Source organism: Pseudonocardia sp. P1 (assembly GCF_000178675.2).
Classification (GTDB): domain Bacteria; phylum Actinomycetota; class Actinomycetes; order Mycobacteriales; family Pseudonocardiaceae; genus Pseudonocardia.
Genome location: NZ_ADUJ02000001.1, coordinates 4,946,727 through 4,964,720, shown reverse-complemented (window position 1 = coordinate 4,964,720; position 17,994 = coordinate 4,946,727). Strand labels below are relative to the sequence as shown.

18 protein-coding genes are annotated in these 17,994 nt (G+C 73.9%); 1 reads left to right on the top strand and 17 read right to left on the bottom strand.

What is annotated here, in order from left to right; genetic code table 11:
• Window positions 1-138 precede the first annotated feature (138 nt).
• Window positions 139-2,571, bottom strand: coding sequence for an NAD-dependent DNA ligase LigA (gene ligA / locus PP1_RS22975; RefSeq protein ID WP_083697384.1), 2,433 nt, complete (start codon window positions 2,569-2,571; stop codon window positions 139-141).
• Between the two features lie 68 nt (window positions 2,572-2,639).
• Between ligA and PP1_RS22970 the strand changes: the two genes are divergently transcribed.
• Window positions 2,640-3,029: an ankyrin repeat domain-containing protein gene (locus PP1_RS22970; protein WP_010242047.1), complete on the top strand. Its 390-nt coding sequence runs from the start codon at window positions 2,640-2,642 to the stop codon at window positions 3,027-3,029.
• A 115-nt stretch (window positions 3,030-3,144) separates the two neighbouring features.
• Here the strand turns inward: PP1_RS22970 and PP1_RS22965 are convergent, their stop codons facing one another.
• The 16 genes from PP1_RS22965 to PP1_RS22890 form a co-directional block, all read right to left on the bottom strand.
• Entirely contained in the window at window positions 3,145-4,479 is a 1,335-nt protein-coding gene (locus PP1_RS22965) for an MFS transporter (RefSeq protein ID WP_010242050.1), read from the bottom strand.
• 61 nt (window positions 4,480-4,540) lie between these two features.
• Entirely contained in the window at window positions 4,541-5,323 is a 783-nt protein-coding gene (locus PP1_RS22960; RefSeq protein WP_010242053.1) for an SDR family NAD(P)-dependent oxidoreductase, read from the bottom strand.
• Window positions 5,324-5,392: 69 nt separating this feature from the next.
• Window positions 5,393-6,886, bottom strand: a complete 1,494-nt coding sequence (locus PP1_RS22955) for a class I adenylate-forming enzyme family protein (protein WP_010242055.1) — start codon at window positions 6,884-6,886, stop codon at window positions 5,393-5,395.
• Window positions 6,887-6,898: 12 nt separating this feature from the next.
• Entirely contained in the window at window positions 6,899-7,219 is a 321-nt protein-coding gene (locus PP1_RS22950) for an EthD family reductase (protein WP_010242058.1), read from the bottom strand.
• 24 nt (window positions 7,220-7,243) lie between these two features.
• The gene (locus PP1_RS22945; protein ID WP_010242060.1) at window positions 7,244-7,627 is read right to left on the bottom strand and encodes a hypothetical protein; all 384 of its coding nucleotides are present in this window, start codon (window positions 7,625-7,627) and stop codon (window positions 7,244-7,246) included.
• The gene (locus tag PP1_RS22940; RefSeq protein ID WP_010242062.1) at window positions 7,624-8,001 is read right to left on the bottom strand and encodes a hypothetical protein; all 378 of its coding nucleotides are present in this window, start codon (window positions 7,999-8,001) and stop codon (window positions 7,624-7,626) included. The genes PP1_RS22945 and PP1_RS22940 overlap by 4 nt, the downstream gene beginning before the upstream one ends.
• Before the next feature lie 103 nt (window positions 8,002-8,104).
• Entirely contained in the window at window positions 8,105-8,746 is a 642-nt protein-coding gene (locus PP1_RS22935; RefSeq protein WP_010242063.1) for a TetR/AcrR family transcriptional regulator, read from the bottom strand.
• A gap of 60 nt (window positions 8,747-8,806) precedes the next feature.
• Window positions 8,807-10,129, bottom strand: a complete 1,323-nt coding sequence (locus PP1_RS22930; RefSeq protein WP_033200611.1) for an FAD-binding protein — start codon at window positions 10,127-10,129, stop codon at window positions 8,807-8,809.
• Window positions 10,130-10,134: 5 nt separating this feature from the next.
• On the bottom strand, window positions 10,135-11,223 hold the full coding sequence (locus PP1_RS22925; protein ID WP_010242069.1) for an acyl-CoA dehydrogenase family protein: 1,089 nt from the start codon (window positions 11,221-11,223) through the stop codon (window positions 10,135-10,137).
• Window positions 11,220-12,527, bottom strand: coding sequence for an acyl-CoA dehydrogenase family protein (locus PP1_RS22920; RefSeq protein ID WP_010242071.1), 1,308 nt, complete (start codon window positions 12,525-12,527; stop codon window positions 11,220-11,222). Before PP1_RS22920 ends, PP1_RS22925 begins: the two co-directional genes overlap by 4 nt.
• A gap of 12 nt (window positions 12,528-12,539) precedes the next feature.
• Entirely contained in the window at window positions 12,540-13,685 is a 1,146-nt protein-coding gene (locus tag PP1_RS22915) for a thiolase family protein (protein WP_033200608.1), read from the bottom strand.
• On the bottom strand, window positions 13,678-14,082 hold the full coding sequence (locus tag PP1_RS22910; RefSeq protein ID WP_249266042.1) for a Zn-ribbon domain-containing OB-fold protein: 405 nt from the start codon (window positions 14,080-14,082) through the stop codon (window positions 13,678-13,680). The genes PP1_RS22915 and PP1_RS22910 overlap by 8 nt, the downstream gene beginning before the upstream one ends.
• Before the next feature lie 17 nt (window positions 14,083-14,099).
• A complete protein-coding gene (locus PP1_RS22905; RefSeq protein WP_029240026.1) occupies window positions 14,100-14,906 on the bottom strand; it encodes an SDR family NAD(P)-dependent oxidoreductase in 807 nt (268 codons plus the stop codon).
• Window positions 14,903-16,132 carry an acyl-CoA dehydrogenase family protein gene (locus PP1_RS22900; protein WP_050802559.1) on the bottom strand — a complete coding sequence of 410 codons (1,230 nt, stop codon included), beginning with the start codon at window positions 16,130-16,132 and terminating at the stop codon, window positions 14,903-14,905. The genes PP1_RS22905 and PP1_RS22900 overlap by 4 nt, the downstream gene beginning before the upstream one ends.
• Window positions 16,129-16,896 (bottom strand): SDR family NAD(P)-dependent oxidoreductase, encoded by a 768-nt coding sequence (locus PP1_RS22895; protein ID WP_010242081.1) that lies wholly within the window; start codon window positions 16,894-16,896, stop codon window positions 16,129-16,131. Before PP1_RS22895 ends, PP1_RS22900 begins: the two co-directional genes overlap by 4 nt.
• A complete protein-coding gene (locus PP1_RS22890) occupies window positions 16,893-17,918 on the bottom strand; it encodes a phosphotransferase family protein (protein ID WP_033200612.1) in 1,026 nt (341 codons plus the stop codon). The genes PP1_RS22895 and PP1_RS22890 overlap by 4 nt, the downstream gene beginning before the upstream one ends.
• Between the last annotated feature and the right edge of the window lie 76 nt (window positions 17,919-17,994).

The following is a 17,994-nucleotide window of genomic DNA, read 5'->3' as shown; positions in this document are numbered from 1 at the left end:
CCGGACGGGAACACGCCCGGTGAGCGGCCGGTCACGCGGGGCGCGCCGCGGCGGGCGCGACGACGGCCGCGGTCGCCCGGTCGCGATCCGCCCAACGTGCCGGTCACTCGGCACCGGGCTGCCGGGCGGCGCCCCGGGTCACCCGGCGGAGGCGTGTTCCCGCGCCGCGTCCGGGCCGCGGTCGAGCAGGATCCGGAAGCCTGCCTCGTCGAGGACCGGGACGCCCAGCTCCGTCGCCTTGTCGAACTTCGACCCCGGGGCCTCCCCGGCGACGAGGAACGCGGTCTTCTTCGACACCGACCCGGCGGCGCGCCCGCCGCGGGCCATGATCGCCTCCTTGGCCTCGTCGCGGGACCACGTGTCCATCGACCCGGTGATCACGATCGACAGTCCCTCCAGGAACCGCGGGACGGAGTCGTCGACCTCGTCCGCCATCCGCACACCGGACGCCCGCCACTTCTCCACGACCTCGCGGTGCCAGTCGACGGAGAACCAGTCCCGCACGGCGGCGGCGATGGTCGGGCCGACGCCGTCCACCCCGGCGATCGGGGCCAGTGCCTCGGCGACGGCCTTCGCGCGGGCGCGCACGGCGGCCCGCTCCTGCTTCTCCGCGTCGGCGACGGCGGCCTCGGCGTCGCCCTCCGCCTCGGCCGCGGCGCCCGCGGCGGACGGCCCGTCGCCACCGGCCGCAGCGGGGGCCTCGTCCGCGGGGGCGTCGCCGGCGGGGACCTCGTTCGCGGGGGCGTCGCCGGCGGGGACCTCGTCCGCTGGGGCGTCGCCGGCGGGGGCCTCGTCCACGGCGGCGTCGCCGGTGACCGGGACGGCCGGTGCCTCCTCGCCCGCGGAGCCGTCCGAGACGATCTCGACGCCGGCCGCCTCGGTGTCCTCCTTCGCGCGGGCCGCGGCCTGCTCGAGCGCCTCCATGGAGCCGAACTCGCGAGCGAGCGCCTGGGCGGCGGTCGGGCCGACGTGCCGGATCGAGAGCCCGACCAGCACCCGCCACAGCGGACGGTCCTTCGCGGCCTCCAGGTTGGTGAGCAGCTTGCGGCCGTTGACCGTCAGCTCGCCCTTCTGGTTCCGGAACAGGTCGGTCCGCAGCAGCTCGTCCTCGGTGAGGGAGAAGACGTCGCCCTCGTCGGTCAGCACCCCGGAGGTGAGCAGCGCGACGGCGGCCTCGTAGCCGAGCCCCTCGATGTCGAACGAGCCCCGCCCCGCCACGTGGAACAGCCGCTCGCGCAGCTGCGCCGGGCAGGACCGGGCGTTCGGGCAGCGACGGTCGACGTCGCCCGCCTTCTGCTGCACCAGGGCGGTGCCGCACTCGGGACAGTGCGTCGGCATCACGAACGCCCGCTCGGAACCGTCGCGGACGTCGGTGACCGGCCCGAGCACCTCGGGGATCACGTCCCCCGCCTTGCGGATGACCACCCGGTCGCCGATCAGCACGCCCTTGCGGCGCACCTCGTCGGCGTTGTGCAGGGTCGCCATCTCGACCGTCGAGCCGGCGACCTTGACCGGCTCCATCACCGCGAACGGGGTGACCCGCCCGGTCCGCCCGACGTTGACCCGGATGTCGAGGAGCCTCGTGGTCGCCTGCTCAGGCGGGTACTTGTAGGCGATCGCCCAGCGCGGGAACCGCGACGTCGCGCCGAGCCTGCGCTGCAGCGCGACCTCGTCGACCTTGACCACGACGCCGTCGATCTCGTGCTCGACGTCGTGCCGGTGCTCGCCCCAGTGCTCGACGAACTCCACCACCTTCTCGATCCCCCGCAGCACCCGCGTGCGCGGCGAGATCGGCAGGCCCCAGGCGACCAGCGCGTCGTAGGCCTGGGACTGGGTGACCGGGGTGAACCCGTCCCGCCGGCCGATCCCGTGGCAGATCAGCCGCAGGTTCCTCGACGCGGTGACCCGCGGGTCCTTCTGGCGCAGCGACCCGGCCGCGGTGTTGCGGGGGTTCGCGAACGGCTCCTTGCCCGCCTCGACCAGGGAGGCGTTGAGCCGGTCGAAGTCCTCCAGCCGGAAGTAGACCTCGCCCCGGACCTCGACCAGGGCCGGCACCGGGAACTCGTCGGTCCCGGTGAGCGTGACCGGCACCTCTCCGAGGGTGCGCATGTTCAGCGTGATGTCCTCGCCGGTGCGCCCGTCGCCCCGGGTCAGCGCGCGGGTGAGCGTCCCGCCCTCGTAGAGCAGGTTCACCGCCAGCCCGTCGATCTTGAGCTCGCAGAGGTAGTGCAGGTTCTCGCCGACCTCGCGGGTGACCCGTTCCTGCCAGGTCCGCAGGTCGTCGGCGGAGAAGGCGTTGTCGAGCGAGAGCATCCGCTCGAGGTGGTCGTGCGCGGTGAACTCGGTGGAGAAGGTGCCGCCGACCTTCTGGGTCGGCGACTGCGGCGTCGCCAGCCCGGGATGGGCGTCCTCCAGCCCGAGCAGCTCGTGCCAGAGCTCGTCGAACTGGCCGTCGGACACGACGGGCGCGTCCAGCACGTAGTACCGGAACTGGTGGTCGGCCACCTCGGCGGCCAGCTGCGCGTGCCGCTCGCGGGCCTGCTCGTCGGTCTGGGAACTCACGCTGAGCAGGTTAGCCGCGGGGTACGACAGTCGTGCGTGCTCGCGCGCGCCCGACCGTGCGAACCTACGGTGGCCCCATGGACGAGGCCGCCGTGGAGCTCGCACACCGGATGTTCGACCTGGCCCGGGAGGGCGCGGGCGACCGGCTCGCGGCCTATCTCGACGCCGGCGTGCCGGTGGAGATCACCGACCCGAAGGGCGACACGCTGCTGATCCTGGCGTCCTACTACGGCCACGACGCGATCGTCGCCGATCTCCTGGGCCGGGGTGCCGATCCCGGCCGCACCAACGACCGCGGGCAGACCGCGATCGCCGCGGCGCTCTTCGCCCGCTCGGCCCCGTCGGTGACGGCGCTGCTCGACGCCGGCGCCGACCCGCACCACGGCAGTCCGTCCGCCTGGGAGACCGTGGAGCACTTCGATCTCCCCGAGATGCGGGAGCTGCTGGGAGCGAGGCTTGACACTTAGGTCAGGCTTACCTAATGTCTGCGGTGTCGCTTCGTGGTGGGAGCGGCGCGTCAGTTCGGGACGGACGGCCCGGTCGCACTCGTGCGGCCGGGCCGTCGAACTGCGTCCGGAAGGTTCAGCGCGGCGCGCCCCCCGCCGGTGCCGCGGCCCCCGGGGCCTCCGTCCCCATCACGTCCCGCACGGTCTCACGGGTGATCACGACGACGAGCAGGCCGACCGCGGCGGCGAAGATCATGTAGAACGACGGCGCGAGCGTGTTGCCGGTCAGCGAGACGAGACCGGTGGCGATGACCGAGACGAGCCCCGAGCCGAGCACGCCGCCGATGTTGAACCCGATCGAGACGCCGGTGTAGCGGATCCTCGTCGGGAACAGCTCGGGGAGCAGCGTGTAGAGCACGCCCTGCTGGACCGCGAACGGGATGTTGAGGACGACGGCCGCGACCATGGCCAGGACCAGCGAGCCCTGCTGCATCACCCAGAAGCAGGGCACGGCGAGGACGAGGAACCCGCACTGGGCCGCGGCGAGCACGGCCCGGCGCCCGAAGCGGTCGCTCAGGGCCCCCGCCCACGGCACGAGCCCGATGGGCAGGAGCACGATCAGCACGACGAGCCACAGCGAGCCGGTCAGCGAGTACTCCAGCACGGCCGACAGGTGCACGAGGATGTAGACCGAGGCCAGGCTGCCGGTGGTCAGGGTCGCGTAGACGATCCCGACGGTGCGCAGCACCGAGGTGCGGTGGTTGCGGAGGACCTCGGTCACCGGCGCCTTCTCCGGTTCCGAGTGCTGGACGAGCTCCTGGAAGACGGGTGAGTCCTCGACCCGCATGCGGTAGAGCACGGCGCCGACGAGCAGCGGCCCGGCGATCAGGAAGGGGATCCGCCAGCCCCAGGACGCGAGCTGCTCCGGCGTGGTGAGGGCGGTGACCGTCCCCACCGCCGCGGCGGCGCCCGCCAGGCCGAGGGTGACCCCGATCGACGTCGCCGACCCGAACAGGCCGCGGCGTCCTGCGGGAGCGGACTCGGTCGCCAGGGACGCGGCGCCGCCGATCTCGCCGCCGGCCGAGATCCCCTGCGCGATGCGCAGCACGGCGAGCAGGATCGGAGCGGCGACGCCGATGGTGGCGTAGGTGGGCAGCAGTCCGGTCAGGACGGTCGACACGCCCATCAGCGCCACCGTGGCCATCAGGACGGCGCGCCGCCCGCGGCGGTCACCGAGCCTGCCGAAGATCAGCCCGCCGATCGGCCGGGCGACGAAGCCGCCCGCCACCACGACCAGCGTGGCGAGCACGCCGATCAGCCCGTCCTGGCTGGGGAAGAACAGCGGGGCCAGTACGACGGCCAGGTAGCCGTAGATGGCGAAGTCGTAGTACTCGATGGCGGTGCCGACCGCGGCGGCGGTACTGGCCTTGCGCCCGATCCGGGTCGCTTCCTCCGGTGTGGCCTCGGACATCGGCGCTCCTTTGCGCTGCGTCCGGCGGCGCGGCCGCCGGACGGTGGGAGAGGGGAAGAGGTCAGGTGGCGTGGTAGCCGCCGTCGACGGGCACGGTCAGCCCCGTGATCCACGCGGCGTCGGCGGAGAGCAGGAACGCCACGACGGCGGCGACGTCACCGGGCGTCGCGATCCCCGGCAACGGTGACTGCGAGGCGACGAGCCGCTCCATCGCCTCGGGATCGGGTGCGTCGCGGATGTGCCGCTCGACCAGCGGGGTCCGGACCGCCGTCGGGGCGACCGCGTTGACCCGGATGCCGCGGTCGGCGTACTCGACCGCCGCCGAGCGCGTGAGCCCGACGACGCCGGCCTTGGAGAAGGAGTAGGGCGCCATGTTCGGCTTCCCGGACAGGCCCGATGACGACGACATGGAGACCACCGAGCCACCACCGGTCGCCACCATCGCCCGCAGGCCCGCACGCAGGACGTGGAAGGCACCGTCGGCGTTGACCCGCATCACGGCGGCCCAGGTCGCGTCGGACGTCCGGTGGATCGGGACCTGCTCACCCACCACTCCGGCGTTGTTGACCAGCCCGGCGACCGCCCCGTGCTCCGCGAGCACCTGCGCGAAGACCGCGTCGACGGCGGCGGGGTCGGCGACGTCGACCACGTGGGGCACGGAGCGGGGCAGCTCCGCGGCGACCGCCTCCACCGCCTCCCGGTCGCGGTCGAGCAGGGCGAGTTCGGCCCCCTCCGCCGCCAGACGGTGCGCGACGGCCCGGCCCAGCCCGGAACCGGCGCCCGTGACCACGACGACCGAGCCGCCGAACCGTCCGCTCGGGACCTCCGGGTAACTGTCCTGCACGATCCACCGTCCTGAATTGAGGTCAGTTCATTTTCGCCGACGACAGGTGTTCCCGCTCCCGGCGCACGCCTAGGCCGTGGCCGCGCTGCGCAGCTCCCGGGCGATGCGCGCCGCGTCCACCCGGGAGAGCTTGCCCACCCGGTTCTGCGGCAGGGCGTCCACCCGGAACACGTACTCCGGCCACTTGCCCTTCGCCAGTCCGGTGTCGGCCAGGTGCCGCTGGATCTCGGTGAGGTCGAGGTCGTCGCGGTCGGTGACGGTCAGCAGGGCGATCCGCTCCCCCAGGACGTCGTCGGGAACCGGCACCACGCACACCTGCTCGACCTGGGGATGTCGCGCGACGGCGAACTCGATCTCGGTGATGTCGATGTTGCGACCGCCGCGGATGATGATGTCCTTCTCCCGCCCCCTGATCGACACGGTGCGGTCGTCGCCGACCTCCACGACGTCACCGGTGGGGAAGAAGCCCTCGGCGGTCAGCTCCGGCGGGTCCACCGCTCCGGCCCGGGCGTAGCCGGCGAACAGCGACGGCCCACGTACCTGGGCCCGGCCGGCGGTGCGCGCGGGGAGCGGCACCCCGGACTCGTCGACGGCCCGCAGGGTCGTGCCCGGGAACGGTGTCCCGTCCGTGCCGAGGCGCCGGTCCGCGGGGTCCGAGGGCAGGGACGTGGTGTGCCCCAGGCACTCCGACATGCCGAACACGCGCAGGATCCGGGTGCCGAGCCTGCGTTCGGCACGCCCCAGCGCACCGGCGTCCATGGGCCCCCCGCCGACCGTCATGGCCGTCATCGCGGTCAGCATGCCCTCCCGCTCGGCCTCGGTGCCCATCTGCAGCGCCATCGTGGGGACACACATCGCCCAGCGGACGTCGTGGCCGGCCATCGCGGCGACCGCGCCCGCCGGGTCCCACCGGTCGAGCAGCAGCACCGTGCCGCCGAGCATCAGCGGCAGGTACAGCCCGAAGCACACCGACGCCGCCGATGACAGCGGCACCAGCGCCGCCACCGTGTCCCCGGGGCGAAGGCCGACCGCGTCGATCGTGGAACGGCAGGCGTAGCGCAGGGCCGCCTCGCTCTGCACCACACCCTTGGCGCGTCCGGTCGATCCCGAGGTCAGGCCGATCACCACGCCACCGGCCCAGCGCCCGGCGGGCCGGGCGGGGCCACCGGCGAGCGACCACCCGTCGAGCACCGGCACGGGAGGCGCCGGGCGGAGCCCGGCCACGTCCCACGCCGCGGCGGTCCCGTTCGCGGTGACGATCGCGTCGGGCTCGATGTCCTCGCACGCGGCGACGAGCTCCTGACGCGTGCCGTGCCTGCTGATCAGCGCGAGCGTGCCGCCCACGCGCCCCACGGCGACGGCGGCGACGACCGTGCGCCAGGAGTTGTCCGCCTGCAGCAGCACGGTCGCCCGCGGCCCGCAGACCTCGGTCAGGGTCACCGCCAGGGAGTCCGCCGCGCGCAGGACGCCGGCGAGCGTGTGCGGGCCGTCCGCGTCGATGGCGAGCACGGCGTCGGGGTCGGTGCGTGCGCGGCCGTCCAGCTGCGCGACGAGCTCCTTCATGGTCTCCGCTCCTCAGGCCCGGAACATCTCGCGCTCGTCACCGAGCAACGCGATCCGCCTGCCACGCATCGATCCCACCTGGGCGACTGCTGCGGCCCACTGGTCACTCGCCAGTGCGGCGCGCGCGGCCGCCTCGTCGTCGAAGCTCAGGACCGACAGCCCGTCCCAGCCTTCCGAGCGGGGTTCGAGAGCGCTCGACACCGCGGTGTGCCGCCAGGCGCGCAGGCCCGGCAGCGGGTAGGTGACCTCGGCGTGCTCGCCGCGCCACCAGGTGATGAACTGCTCGTGCGTCCACTCCGGGGGCCGGGCGGCGAGCAGGGCGAGGTTGAACATCGCAGTCTCCTTCGTGGTCGGGGTTCAGGCGCTCTCGACGTCCAGCTCGGGCGAGCGGCCGATCATCAGCGAGGCGACCCTCCCGGTGTCGTCCAGGCGGGCCGCCGCGACGAAGGTGGACTCGAAGGCACCGGCACGGCGGGCCTGCCCGAGCGCCAGCTCGTCGGCCCCCACGGTCGAGCCGGCCAGCACGTGGTGGGTCAGCACGCCCTTCTCCCGCTGTGCGAGGTACTGCTGCATCGCCTCGCGGCCACCCGCGAAGTCGGTCGCGGCGCCGGCTCCGGTCCCGAAGACGATCGAGAACCGGAAGCCCGGCGCGATCATGTCGAGGATGCCGTCGGGCGAGTCCCCGTCGAGCGTGGCGAACCAGCGGTTCAGGACGGGCGAGGTGGAGGCCGGGGCGGTCATGCGCTCTCTCCTGTGTCGTGTCCGGGCAGCGGGAACATGCCGAAGGTGGGATGGAAGAAGGCCTGGTACCGGGCGACGCGCTTGTCCGGGGACAGCAGCGCGACGGCGGAGAACGAGCCGGTCCCGCGACCGTCGCCCTCGACGACGACGCCGTAGACCATCTCCAGGTCACCGTCGGAGCTGCTGCGCAGCAGCCGGTGCCTGCGGCCGACCGGCGGGCGGCCGGTGATGTAGTCCTCGAGGTCGGCCCTCCGGCCGCCCCGGATCTCGCTCCCGGGGAGCGCGATGAGGAACTCGACATCCGGTTCGACGAGCTCGAGCGCGGTCAGCGGCTCGGCGCCGTCGAGTCGCGCGTAGTACTCCAGGATGATCACGGCACCGTCCTCCTCGACGAGACCCGACAAACTGAGATGAGTTCAGTTCGGCTTGCTTCACGCTAGCGGCGGGCCGTCGGACGGGCAAGAGGTCGGACGGGGCTCAGTCGACCGGTTCGGAACCGGCCACCATGCGCACGCAGCACCCGCCGATGAACTCCGAGATGGTTCCCAGCTCGAGGGTCCCGTCCGGCCGGTACCACCGCCACACACCGACGATCAGCCCGAGCAGGCTGCGCGCCATGATCGTCGGATCGTGCTGCGGGAAGTCCCCGGCCGCGATCCCGCGCTCGAGCAGGTCCGCCCAGTTCCGCTCGATCCGGACGACGAGCTCGCGGCAGGCCTCGCGCTCCGTCTCCTCGCGGCGGGATGCACGCTGGTTGGCCAGCAGGGCGATGTTGGCCTGCAGGATCCGGTTCTGCTGCACCTCCTGCGGCGAGATCGCGTAGGCGGCGGCGACGGCGGCGCGCAGCCCGGCGGTCCCCGTCGGCGTCTGCGCGGTCGCCTCCCGGAACGCCGCGTCCGAGTTGCGCAGCCCGAGCCGCATGATCGTCAGCAGGCAGTGCGCCTTGGACTCGAAGTAGTGGTAGAGCGCCGTCTGCCCGATGCCGACGCGCTCGGCGACCTCGGACCACTTCGTGGCCTCGTAGCCGACCTCGCCGAAGCACTCGACCGCCGCGGCGAGGATCGCGGGCCGCTTCGACCGCGGGCCGTCGTCGGCCTCGGTCAGCGCTTCGATGCTCATCCTGGCGACCCTCCCCTGCGGCTGTCCGGACCCACCCTAACCGCGCGAGCCGAACCGGATTCATCTCACCTGCCGGGCGACGTCGTCCGCCGCGGCCATCCCGAACACCACGGCGGGCGCGAGCCCGCCGGCGTAGGCGCCGACGTAGAGCCCGCCGATGTCGGAGCCCGCGGCGTAGAGCCCCGGGACGGCGTGGCCGTCGGCACCGGTGACCCTGGCCCGGTGGTCGATCCCGATCCCGGCGAAGGGGAAGGTGATCGCCGGCGCGACCTCGACGACGTAGTAGGGCGGCTCGTCGAGCGGGCGCGGGTCGAACCGCCGCGCGGGTGCGGGGTCGCGCCCGGTCGCGATCCGTTCGAGCCCGGCGGCGATGCGTGGGCCGTCGTAGCCCCACTCCGGCGGCATCCCGGCGAAGTCGGACGGGGCGTCGGCCACGACGCACCGTGCGCCCTGCCGGTCCGCCAGTGCGAACTTGTCGGTCGCCGGGGCCCCCGCGACGTAGGCCTGGGTGACCCACTCGCGGTGCCCCCGGGCGTCGGTGACGAGCAGCCCCCGCGCCCCGGGTTGCCCGGCCAGGGCCATGGTCGTCAGGTGGTCGCCGACGGTCTCGTCGACGAAGCGCTCTCCGGCCAGGTTGAACAGGGCCGCGTGCTCGCTGTAGTAGAGCGCGAGATCGACGTAGTGCTCGGGGCGCAGCTCGACACCCGCCGGCACCAGATGACCGTAGAAGCCGCCGCGGGAGTTCGTCAGCGTGCCACCGGCGGCGCGGGCGAGGCGCAGGCCGTCTCCCCGGCTGTGCGGGTTGGAGCGGAGCGCGATGTCCGCGGCGAGCGGGTGGACGTGCTCGGCCCGCAGACCGGGATCGCCCTGGAAGCCGCCGGTCGCGAGCACGGTCGCGCGGGCGTGCACCGTCCGCTCGGTGCCGTCGGCGAGCTGCAGGTCGGCCCCGACGACCGCCCCCGCCGGGTCGGTGCGCAGCTGCCGCGTCACGACGCCGGTGCCGATGCTCCCGGCGTCGGTGATCCGCCGCCGGCAGGTGTCGACGAACAGGGCGGTGTCGAACTGGTGCCCGGTCCCGTGCCGGAGCATCGTGACGGGCGGCCCGTAGGGGACTCCGAGGTCGTCCAGCAGGCCGAGTGCGGCCGGGAACCCGTCGACGACGGCGGCGCACAGGTCCGGGTCGCCGGACGGGTTCGCCGCGCGCATCGCCCCGGCCGTGGCGGCGGTCCACAGGTACCCGGCGTAGAGGGCCGACCCGCCCAGCGACGGCGCCCGTTCGACGAGCACGACGTCGAGGCCGTGCCCCACCGCGCGCACGGCCGCGGTCAGCCCGGCCATCCCGCCACCGATCACCAGCAGGTCCACGTCGTCCGTGGGGGGCATCGGCGTCACACTCCGATCGTCGCGAGCAGCGTGTCGTGGTCCGGTTCGCCGAGCAGCACCGCGCTCGTCGCGGCGCGTCGCACCTGCAGGTGGGCGGTGTGCTCCCAGGTGAAGCCGATCCCGCCGTGGACCTGGACGTTCTCCGCGGCGACCCAGCGGTGCGCGTCGGCGCAGACCAGCGCGGCCAGCGTGGTGGCGGTGTCCACGTCGGTGTCCTCGGCGACCGCCGCCGCCGCCCAGAGCGAGGCGGACCGGGCTGCCTCGACCCGGACGGCCATGTCGGCGCAGCGGTGCTTGACCGCCTGGAAGGTGGCGATCGGGCGGCCGAACTGCAGGCGCCGCGCGGCGTGATCGACGGCCTGGTCCATCGCGGCGCCCGCTCCGCCGGTCTGCTCGCACGCGAGCGCCGCCCGGGCACGGGCGAGTACCCGTCCGACGACCCCTGGCGCGTCGCCGGGGGCCCCGAGCGGTGTGCCCGGGGTGCCGTCGAGGACGACGTCGGCGAGCTGGCGGGTGGGGTCCATGGCCCGCAGCGGGGTGCGCACGAGCCCGGCGGCGTCGCCGTCCACGGCGAACAGGCGGGGACCGGTCGCCGTCCCTGCGGTCACGAACAGGACGCCTGCGGTGGCCCCCTCGACGACCAGCGTCTTGGCGCCGCCGAGCCGCCATCCCGTGGCGTCGTCGCCGGTCGCGTACGTGCTCCCGCGCCCGGCGCGGTCGGTGTGGGCCAGGGTCGCGGTCGTCCGGCCGTCGACGAGCCGCTGGAGCAGGTCGTGGCGGACGTCGTCGGTGCCGGTGGTGTGCAGCAGCACCCCGACGCCGAGTACGGCGGTCGAGAACCACGGCAGCCGGGCGGGACGCCGGCCCAGCTCCCCGGCGACGACGCCCACCTCGCGGAAGGTCGCCCCGGCGCCGCCCAGTTCGTCGGGCACGTCGAGGGCGACGGCGCCGAGTTCGGTGGCGAAGCGGCGCCAGGTGGTGTCGTCCCAGCCGGCGTCCGGGTCGGGATCGGGCTCGGTGTGGCGTTCGAGGAACCCCCGGACGACCGAGCGCAGGTTCTCGGCGTCCCCGTCCGGGGTCAGGCGCGGGGTCATGCCGGCCGTCCGTCGTCGGAGGCGGCGGCGAGGACCTCGGCGAACCGCTCGCGGGCGGCGGCCTCCCGGGTGGGCAGGGTGTAGGGCGGGAACAGGCCCTCGTCGGGGGCGGTGCCGCGCAGCAGCGCCTGCGCGAGGTTGACCTTGTGCACCTCGGTGGCGCCGTCGGCGAGTCCCATGTGGAACGACTCCATGACCCACTTGCCGAAGGGCAGCTCCTTCGAGATGCCCAGCGAGCCGTGGATCTGGATCGCCCTCCCGGCGACGTCGGCGAGGACCTTCGGCATGGCCGCCTTGACCGCGGAGATGTCGGCGCGCACCTTCCGGTAGTCGTCGTACTGGTCGATCCGCCAGGCGGTGCGCAGCACCAGCAACCGGAACTGCTCGATCTGGATCCAGGAGTCGGCGATCTTCTCCTGGACCAGCTGCTTGTCGGCCAGCCGCTCGCCCTTGGAGGTCCGGGACACCGCGCGGCGCTTCATCATCTCGAATGCGCTGGTCACCAGCCCGACGGTGCGCATCGCGTGGTGGATCCGCCCCCCACCGAGGCGGGTCTGCGCCACGGCGAACGCCTGGCCGCGTCCACCGAGGATGTTCTCGGCAGGGACGCGCACATCGGTGTAGCGCAGATAGTTGTGCGAGCCGACCGGCTCGTCGTGCCCCCACACGCTGACGTCGCGGACGCGTTCGATCCCCGGGGTGCCGGCCGGCACGACGAACATCGACATGCTCGTGTGCGCGGGGGCGTCCGGCTCGGTCACCGCCATGACGATCAGGAACTCCGCCCACAGTGCGTGGGAGGAGAACCACTTCTCCCCGTTGATGACCCACTCGTCGCCGTCGAGCACCGCGGTGGTGCGGAAGCCGGTCGGGTCCGACCCGCCGTGCGGCTCGGTCATCGAGAAGCACGACACGATCTCGCCCTCGACGAGCGGGTCGAGGTAGGTGCGCTTGAGGTGGTCGCTGCCGTAGTGGGCCAGGATCTCGGCGTTGCCCGAGTCCGGGGCCTGGCAGCCGAACACCACCGGGCCCGAGTGCGTGCGGCCCAACTTCTCGTTCAGCAGCGCCAGCCGAAGCTGCCCGTAGCCCTTGCCGCTCAGCTCGGGGCCCAGGTGGGCCGCCCACAGGTTGCGCTCGCGGACCTGCTGCTGGAGGGGCTTGATCAGGGCGTTGCGCACCGGGTCGCGCGGGTTCCAGGCGTGCTCGATCACCTGGTCGACGGGCTCGACCTCGGTCCGGACGAACTCCTCGACCCAGTCCAGCTCGGCCTGGACGTCGGGATCGGTCTCGAATCCCCAGCTCATGTGCGGTGCCCCCTACCGGGTCAGGACGGTGCAGGCGGAGATGCCCGGCGCCCCGTAGACGTGGGTGAACCCGACCCGCGGATCCCCCGGAACCTGGTGCCCGCCGGCGTCGCCGCGCAGCTGGAGCACGTTCTCGTAGACCTGCCGCAGCCCGGACGCGCCGATCGGCTCGCCGTTGGCGATGCAGCCGCCGTCGGTGTTGACCGGCAACCGGCCCTCGATCGCCGTCGCGCCGGAGGTGATCAGCCCGGCCTGCTCGCCGTGGGCGCACAGCCCGGTCTCGGCCATGTGCATCAGCTCCGCCCCGGACTCGGTGTCCTGGATCTGGGCGACGTCGACCTCGGACGGGTCGATCCCGGCCGCGGTGAACGCCGCCGCCGAGGCCTCCACGGTGGGCGAGTCGGCCCGCTCGGCCGCGATCCACGGGGAGAACACCTCGAACGACCCGTACCGCCTGCTCCGGAACGCCGCACCCTGCAGGAACACCGGGTTCCCGGCGTACTCCCGCGCCCGGTCGGCACGGCACAGCACCAGCGCGACCGCGCCCTCCGCCGGTGAGCAGTACATGTACTGCGTCAACGGGTGCGAGATCATCGGGGCGGCCGCGATCTCGGCGGCGCCGATCTCCGTGCGCCGCCACGCCATCGGATTGCGGGCCCCGTTGCGGAAGGCCTTCTCCGCGACCGTGGCCAGCACCGCCGGGTCGAGATCGTGCTCGTGCAGGTAGCGCTGGATCTTCATCCCGAAGAACTGCGTGGTCACCATCATCCCGGTCTCGCCGTACCAGGCACCGATCCCGTGCTCGGCCGGGTCGGTGGCGAACGCACCCCGCGGGTGCTTGTCGAAGCCGATCACGATCCCGACGTCGTGCTGCCCCGACCGGATCGCCGCGTCCGCCGCGATCAGCGCCGACCCGCCGGTGGCGCACCCGTTGGCCACGTTGATGAACGGCAGCCCGGTCAGCCCCAGCTCCGAGACCAGCGTGTCCGCGTCCCCGGCCGAGTGCGACCCGCCGAACCCGAACTGCATGTCCGCGAACGACAGCCCGCAGTCGCGCAGCGCCGCGCGGGCGGCGTGCACGGCCTGCGCACGCCCGGACACCCCCTCGGTGCGCCCGAACCGGTGCATCCCGATCCCGACGATCGCCACCTCACTCATCGCGCACCCCCGCGAACGCGAAGGTGTGCACGTGCCGACCGGACTCGTCGTCCCGGAAGGGGGTGAGCACCAGCTCGACCGCCATCCCGATCGCCAGCTCCGCCGGGTCGGTCCCGGTGAGCCGGGCCTCGACGATCAGCTGGCCGGGCAACTCCACGTAGCCCACGCCGAACGGCTCGTACGCCTCAGTACCGGTGTAGGGCGGCTTCGGGCGGAACCCCTGCACCGTCCACGACCACAGGGTCCCGGTCCGCGACAGCGGCACCGGCGTCATCGACGAGCCCGTGCAGCGCGGACACCCGCCCTGGACGGGGAACGTGTACGCGGCACAGTCGGCGCACCGGCTGCCCAGCAACGCCGGCCCGTCCGCGGTCTCGACGAACAGCGCGTCGTCCACCGTCTCCCTGCCCCCGATCACGGTGCTGCCAGCCGTCCGCCGTCGACGGCCAGCAGGGCACCGGTCGTGTAGGTCGCGTGCGGCCCGCACAGGTACAGCGCCGCCCCGACGATCTCGTGCGGCTCACCCACCCGCCTCGACGGCCAGTCCCGCGCCATCCGCTCGACGACATCGGGATCCCAGGCCTTGCTGATGTCGGTGGCGAACGGGCCGGCCAGGATCGTGTTCACCCGCACGCCCGGCCCGTACTCCTGCGCGAACCCGGCCGTGAGCGTGTTCAACGCCGACTTCGCCGCCGTGTAGGGCAGGTCGCCCGCCGTGGGCCGCTGCGACCCCATCGACGAGATGTTGAGGACCACCCCGCCGCCGCGGGGCGCCATGCGTCTCCCCGCCGCGGCCATCAGCCGGAACGGCCCCTTCACGTTGACCGCGAACACCTTGTCGAACAGGGCCTCGGAGACGGCGTCGAGCGAGGGGTAGACCGGCGCGATCCCGGCGTTGTTGACGAGCACGTCCACCGGACCCAGCTCCTGCTCGACCTCGTCGAGCAGCGGGTCCAGGCGATCCCACTCCCCCACGTGCGCCGCGTGGGCGCTGACCCGCCGTCCGGTCGCCGACGCCAGCTCACCCGCCAGTTCCTCGCACGTGTCCTTCCTGCGCGAGGCGATCGCCACGTCCGCCCCGGCGGCCGCGAACGCGATCGCGATCTCCCGGCCCAGCCCCCGCGACCCACCGGTCACCAGAGCCCGCCGGCCCGCCAGGGGTTCGCCGGCACCGGCTCCGCCGCGGACGGCGGCCACGGACCGCTCCACACTCGTCGTCATCTCGGGATGTCCTTCCACGCCACGCCACGATCGGCGCGCGGCTCCGGCGGCAGCCCCAGCAGGCGCTCCGCGATGATCGTGCGCTGGACCTCGTCCGACCCGCCCGCGATCCGGTAGCCCGGAGCGCCCAGGTAGTGCTCGGTCCAGCGGTACGTTCCGTCCCCGGCGTCCGCGACGAGCCGTGGCCCGAGGAGGACGGCCGCCGCCTGCGACACCAGCGTCAGCCGCTGCGCCCACGCCAGCTTCCGCAGCGACCCCATCGGGCCCGGCTCCCCGCCGGCCTGCCGCGTCTCCCGGTCGCGCTGCGCCGACAGCGCCGCGACCTTCTCGGCCGCCCACACCTCCGCCAGCGCCCGCCGGACCTCCGGGGCCGCGAGGCGGTCCAGGCGGCCGGCGTCCTCGACGAGCTGGGCGAAGCCGCCGCCGAGGTCCACGTCGGCGCCCGACGACCCACGCTCGAAACGGAGCGTGGCCAGCGTGACGGCCCAGCCACCGCCGACCTCGCCGAGCCGCAGCGAGTCCGGGATCCGGACGTCGTCCAGGAACACCTCGCAGAACGACGACCCGCCCGACATCTGCCGCAGCGGCCGCACCTCGACCCCCGGGGTGTCCATCGGCAGCAGGAACGCGGTCAGTCCCTTGTGCTTGGCCACGTCCGGGTCGGTGCGGCAGATCAGCTCGCCCCACCCCGCGAACTGCGCCCCGGAGCTCCACACCTTCTGGCCGTTGACGACCCATCCGTCGCCGTCGCGCACCGCCCGGGTGGCCAGACCCGCCAGGTCCGACCCCGCCGAGGGCTCGGAGAACAGCTGGCACGCCAGCACGTCGCCCCGCAGCAACGGGCGCACCAGCCGGTCACGCTGCTCCGCGGTGCCGAACAGCTGCACCGTGGGCGCGATCAGGGCCGTCGACACCGACGTCAGCTCGTGCCGGCCGGGGTGCGCGAACTCGCGCTCGACCTCGGCGAAGGCCTCCTCGTGCAACGCCGACAGCCCCGCACCGCCGTGCTCCACCGGCCAGGAGATCGCGCCGTACCCGGCGTCGAACTTCGTCCGCAGCCATCCCCTGATGCGGTCGAGCAGCTCCCGCTCCTGCTCGTACGGCAGGTCGTGGAACACCGCCACCGAGTCGCGCGGAGCGTCACCACGCGGTTCCAGACGACCGGCCAGCCACGTCCGTGCGGTGTCGGCGAACCCCGCGGGCCCCGTCTCTCCGGTGTCGTTCATCGGGCCGTCCACCCCCCGTCGATCGCGAGGACCTGCCCGGTGCAGTACGCCGACGCACCCGAGGCCAGGAACAGCAGCGCGCCGTCGAGCTCCGGGGGACGCCCGGGGCGCCGGACCATCGTGTTGCGCTCGATCCACCGGAGTGATGCGGCGTCGTCGAACATCGCGTCGTTCATCTCGGTGCGGAACCAGCCCGGTGCCAGGGCGTTGACCCGCACGCCGCGGGTGCCCCAGTGCCCGGCGAGCTGGCGGGTCAGCCCCACGAGGCCGGCCTTGCCCGCGGCGTACCCGGCGCCGCCGCGCGGCGCGGTCGCGACGACGCCCACGATGGAGCTGACGTTGACGATCGACAGCTCGCGGCCGTCCGCGGCCCGGGCCGCCAGCTGGGAGAGGTGGAACGGACCCACCAGGTTCGTCCCGAGCACCCCGGCGAAGGCGTCGGGGTGCTCGTCGAGGGGCCGGGCCCCGCTGCCGACGCCGGCGTTGTTCACCAGCACGTCGAGCGGTCCGGTCTCGTCGACGATCCGCTCCATCAACGCGGCGCGGTCCGCCTCCGAGGAGACGTCGGCCGCGGCCGGGCGGACGAGGGGGTTCCGGGAGGCCAGCTCCACGAGCCGTTCCTCGCGACGGGCGGCGGCCCAGACGGTGGCGCCCGCGGCCGCGAGCACCTGCGCGAAGCGCGCCCCGAGACCGGACGACGCGCCGGTGACGAGCGCGGTCCGGCCGGTCAGGTCGAAGACGGCGGCGGGGGTCGGGACGGTCATCCGGCGTCCCCGCCGTCCAGGAGCAGGCGCGCGTCGCGGATCATCGCGGCGATCGCGGGGGGCAGCTGTTCCTGCACCGGGTCGTGGTGGGCGCCGGTCCGGTGGCGCACCAGGTTGTGCCCCATGATCGCGGCCATCTTCATCCGCCCGACCGCCCGGAACCAGGCGAGGTCCTGCTCGGTACCGCCGTCGTCACCCCGCGCGGCCCGGTACTCCCGGCCGAGCTCCTCCTCGGTCGGCAGGCCGGCGACCTCCCGGCCGGAACCGGGGAACAGCCGTCCGTCGGTGAACACCCCGAACCAGGCGAGGTCGCCCCGCGGGTCGCCGACGCCCCAGATCTCCCAGTCGACGAGTGCCGTCGGTGTGGTGCCGTCGAACAGCAGGTTCCCGAGGCGGAAGTCCCCGTGCACGACGGTGGGTGCGACGGCCGCGGGGACGCTCGCGGCCAGGGCCGCGAGCAGCTCCTCCGATCCCGGGCGGAGCTCGTCGGGGACCGCGCGCATCGTGCGGGTCCAGCGGGCCAGCTCCTCGCCCGGACCGGCCGGGACGGGCGGCGCCGCACCGAGGGCGGTGACCGCGGCGTCCAGCTCCGCCGTGGGTACGGCGTGCAGCGCCCCGAGGATCCGCGCGGCGGCGAGCATCCGGGTCCTGGCGAGGACCGGATCGATCTCGGTGTCGACGGTGAGCACCGGCTCGACGGCCTCACCGGCGGCGAACTCCATCGCGAACCAGGCCGGTTCGGCCTCGTCGCGGGCGAGCACGCGCGGCAGTGGCAGGCCACGGACGGCCAGCACGGCCAGCGCGGTGGCCTGGTGGAGCACGTCGTGACGGCCGATCGCCCGCCGGCCGGGCGGCACCGCCTTGACGACGACCCCGGCGTCGCCGTGCCGCAGGACGTAGGTGAGCCCCGACCGGCCGCCCTCCAGGACGGACATCGGGCCGGCACCGGGGGCGTCGAGTGCCGAGCGGACGCGCGCGGCGAGCTCCGCGTCCGCGTCGGTGGCCGGAATCGACCTGGTCATGACTCTCCTTCGGCTCCCGGACCGTTCCGGGCGGGTGGTCGCGCCGGGGTCGCGCGCATCGGCACGCTCCCCCGGC